This is a genomic window from Pseudomonas sp. SDO5532_S415, assembly GCF_054071155.1.
Map to the genome: position 1 here is coordinate 1 of NZ_JBSVWS010000294.1, position 3972 is coordinate 3972.

Annotated in this window: 3 protein-coding genes; 2 read left to right on the plus strand and 1 reads right to left on the minus strand. The window is 62.5% G+C overall.

Annotated features, from left to right (window positions below; translation table 11 throughout):
- Nucleotides 1–142: 142 nt before the first annotated feature.
- The gene (locus ACW9HW_RS29305) at nt 143–1420 is read right to left on the minus strand and encodes an acetyl-CoA C-acetyltransferase (protein ID WP_457402813.1); all 1278 of its coding nucleotides are present in this window, start codon (nt 1418–1420) and stop codon (nt 143–145) included.
- Nucleotides 1421–1683: 263 nt separating this feature from the next.
- On the opposite strand from ACW9HW_RS29305, the gene ACW9HW_RS29310 reads away from it, so the two are divergent.
- Nucleotides 1684–3036 carry a 3-oxoacyl-ACP reductase gene (locus ACW9HW_RS29310; RefSeq protein WP_457402815.1) on the plus strand — a complete coding sequence of 451 codons (1353 nt, stop codon included), beginning with the start codon at nt 1684–1686 and terminating at the stop codon, nt 3034–3036.
- 2 nt (nt 3037–3038) lie between these two features.
- Nucleotides 3039–3893, plus strand: coding sequence for a MaoC family dehydratase (locus ACW9HW_RS29315; protein ID WP_457402816.1), 855 nt, complete (start codon nt 3039–3041; stop codon nt 3891–3893).
- Nucleotides 3894–3972: the final 79 nt, after the last annotated feature.

Below are 3972 nucleotides of genomic sequence, written 5' to 3' on the forward strand. Positions count from 1 at the left end.
TTTAGTCCCGCCCACCCCTTCAAGTCTAAACATACAAGCGAGCCTGCTCGCGAAGACGGAGTGTCAGTCGACGTTGATGCTGGCTGACACACCGCTTTCGCGAGCAGGCTCGCTCCCACAGGGTTTCACTCATTTTTTGCGATTAACGTTCGATGATTGCTGTGACACCCTGCCCCCCCGCCGCACAAATCGAAACCAGTCCCCGCCCCTTCCCCGCCGCATCCAGCAACTTCGCCAGGTTGGCAACAATGCGCCCACCCGTGGCAGCGAACGGATGGCCCGCCGCCAGTGAACTGCCTTTGACGTTGAGTCGACTGCGATCGATCGAGCCCAGCGGCGCGTCGAGGCCCAGGCGGCTTTTGCAGTACTGCGGATCTTCCCAGGCCTTCAGCGTGCAGAGCACTTGCGCGGCGAAGGCTTCGTGGATTTCGTAATAGTCGAAGTCCTGCAGCGTCAGCCCGTTACGCGCCAGTAACCGCGGCACCGCATACGCCGGCGCCATCAACAGGCCTTCGGCACCGTTGACGAAATCCACCGCCGCCGCCTCGCCATCACGTAGATAGGCGAGGATCGGCAAGCCGCGTTCCCTGGCCCATTCCTCACTGCCCAACAACACCAGCGACGCACCATCGGTCAGCGGTGTGGAGTTGCCGGCGGTCAGGGTGCCCTTGGCACTCTTCTCGAACGCTGTTTTCAACGAGGTGAGTTTTTCCAGGCTCAGGTCCGGGCGCAGATTGTTGTCACGGGTCAGGCCAAGGAACGGCGTGATCAAATCGTTGTGCCAACCCTCTGCGTAGGACGCGGCCAGTTTCTGATGACTTTCCAGGGCCAGTTGATCCTGTTCTTCACGGGAAATATTCCAGGTCTGGGCCATCAACTCGCAATGCTGCCCCATGGACAAACCGGTGCGCGGTTCGCCGTTGCGCGGGAATTCAGGGATCAGGTGGCGGGGGCGCAATTGCAGGAAGGTTTTCAGTTTGTCGCCGGTACTCCTGGCGCGATTGGCTTGCAGCAGGATCTTCCGCAGACCCTCGCTGACACTGATCGGCGCATCGGAGGTGGTATCGACACCTCCGGCAATACCGCATTCGATCTGGCCCAGGGCGATTTTGTTCGCCACCAGCAGCGCGGCTTCCAGCCCGGTGCCGCAAGCCTGCTGAATGTCATAGGCAGGCGTCGAGGGCGACAGTCGCGAACCGAGTACGCACTCGCGGGTCAGGTTCATGTCCCGCGACAATTTGAGGACCGCGCTTGCGGCCACCTCGCCGATTCGCAGGCCATGCAGGTTGTAGCGCTCGATCAATCCTTCGAGCGCGGCAGTGAGCATGTCCTGGTTACTCGCCGTGGCGTACGGGCCGTTGGAGCGGGCGAAGGGGATCCGGTTACCACCGATGATCGCGACGCGGCGCAGTTGAGTCATGAAAAGCTCCTGATGACATTCCTCGAAGTTGAGCCGATCCCTGTGGGAGCGAGCCTGCTCGCGAAAGCGATTTGTCGGTCACAACAATATTGAATGTGCTACCGCCTTCGCGAGCAGGCTCGCTCCCACAGGGTCTGAGTTCTCCTGAAAATTCCGGGACAAACTAATCTGCTTTGAACAAGCGTAGGCCTTATCTCGTGGATCGAACGACTGATCGCCATTCATGGTCCACACTTTGAATCCCAGCTACCGGAGCGCGTTCCATGTCTGACCGCTATATCGACTTCGCCAATTCGTCCATCGGACATCGCCTGGTCGCAGCCACGGGCCTGCCTTCGCCGGTACGTCTGGAACGCTGGCAGGCAGGCCGGCTGCGTCCGGTCGAGGGTGCATTGCTGATCGGTGGCGGGCCGCTGGCGGAGAAAGTCAGCGCGTTCGCCAACCGCCTGACCGACGCGATCTACAGCTACGGTACCGACCCTTCGATGGCCACGGCATGGATTCCCGGCCACGGCCCGAAACTCAAAGCCGTGGTGTTCGATGCCAGCGATTTGCAGCAAACCGACCAGCTTAAACAACTGCGCGAGTTTTTCCAGCCACTGCTGAAAAACCTCGATCACTGCGCACACCTGGTGATTCTCGGGCGTGATCCGCAGACGTTAAGCGACCCGTTCGCCGCCAGCGCCCAGCGCGCCCTGGAGGGTTTCAGCCGTTCGCTGGCCAAGGAGCTGCGCAGCGGCGGCACCTTGCAACTGATCTACGTCGGTGAAGGCGCCGAAGATCAACTCGAAGGCCCGCTGCGATTTTTCCTTTCGCCCAAAAGCGCTTTCGTCTCCGGGCAGGTGATTCGCCTGAACCCCTGCGACATTCAGGTGACGGACTGGACCCGTCCGCTGGCCGGGCGCAAGGCACTGGTCACCGGCGCGGCACGGGGCATCGGTGCGTCCATCGCCGAGACCCTGGCCCGCGATGGCGCCGACGTCATCCTGCTCGACGTGCCACCGGCGAAAAACGATCTCGAAGCCCTTGCCGCACGCCTCGGCGGGCACAGCATCACGCTGGACATCTGCGCCGAAGACGCTGCCGCACAATTGCTCGAACAGTTGCCCGATGGCGTTGATATCGTGGTGCACAACGCCGGTATCACCCGGGATAAAACCCTGGCCAACATGACCCCGGATTTCTGGGACGCGGTACTCGCGGTCAACCTCAACGCCCCGCAAGTGCTGACCCAGGCCCTGCTCGACAGCGGTACGCTGCGCGACAACGGTCGGGTGATTCTGCTGGCCTCGATCAGCGGAATCGCCGGCAATCGCGGGCAAACCAACTACGCGGCGAGCAAGGCCGGGTTGATCGGCCTGGCGCAAGCCTGGGCACCCTTGCTGCTCGAACGGGGCATCAGCATCAACGCCGTGGCCCCCGGCTTTATCGAAACCCAGATGACCGCGCGGGTTCCCTTCGGCTTGCGCGAAGCCGGGCGACGCATGAGTTCGCTGGGCCAGGGTGGCCTGCCGCAGGACGTCGCCGAAGCGGTGGCATGGCTGGCGCAACCGGGCACCGGCGCATTCACCGGGCAAGCCTTGCGCGTCTGCGGGCAAAGTGTTCTGGGGGCATAGGCATGACGACTGATTGGCACACACTCACTCGCGAACCCGCTCTGCCGGCGTTGTACGCAAAAGCCGCGACGCGGCGCAGGATCACCGGCACCACCCTGCCCGATTCGGGGTTGCGTTGCTGGGTCGATGTCGAGCCCAAGCGCCTGGCGGCCTATCGCAAAGTCTGCGGATTCAATGACAACAGCCTGCTGCCACCGACCTATCCCCACATCCTCGCCTTCGCCTTGCAAATGCAATTGCTCACCGCCCAAGACTTTCCGTTTCCGTTGCTGGGGCTGATTCACCTGAGCAATCGCATCCGTGTGCTGCGCCCCATGGGCGGGCTCAATCGGGCGCGGATCGGCGTGAACGTGCAGAACCTGCAACCCCATGCCAAGGGGGCGACGTTCGATCTGGTGACGACCCTGGATGATCAGTTGGGGACGCTGTGGGAGGCGCAAAGCCAGATGCTCTGTCGCGGCGTCAAGCTTGAGGGCGAGCCCGTCGAAGAGGTGCTGGCTTCGTCGCTGACACTGACACAAGTCGCCCAATGGAAAGCGCCTTCGGACATTGGCCGCCAATACGCCAGGGTCTCCGGGGACTACAACCCGATTCACCTGAGTGCGGCCAGCGCCCGGCTGTTCGGTTTTCCTTCGGCCATCGCCCACGGGTTATGGAACAAGGCGCGCACACTGGCCGCGCTGGAGGATCATTTGCCGGCGGCGAACATCGAGATCGCGGTGCAATTCAAGAAACCGGTGCGCCTGCCCAGCAGTGTGGCGCTACTGGCCAGTGCGGCGGGGTCCGGTGGCGAACTGCAATTGATCGGGGACGGGGATCTGGAGCACATGGTCGGGCGGTGGCGGCCCCTAACCTGATCTTTCGACAGGGGCGCTACGGGTGCCTGTCAGATCGCTTTCGCGAGCAGGCTCGCTCCCATCGATCAAATGTGGGAGC

Coding starts and splice junctions, on each gene's coding strand:
- ACW9HW_RS29305 (WP_457402813.1), bottom strand. CDS start 1,420: ATGACTCAACTGCGCCGCGTCGCGATCATCGGTGGTAACCGGATCCCC.
- ACW9HW_RS29310 (WP_457402815.1), top strand. CDS start 1,684: ATGTCTGACCGCTATATCGACTTCGCCAATTCGTCCATCGGACATCGC.
- ACW9HW_RS29315 (WP_457402816.1), top strand. CDS start 3,039: ATGACGACTGATTGGCACACACTCACTCGCGAACCCGCTCTGCCGGCG.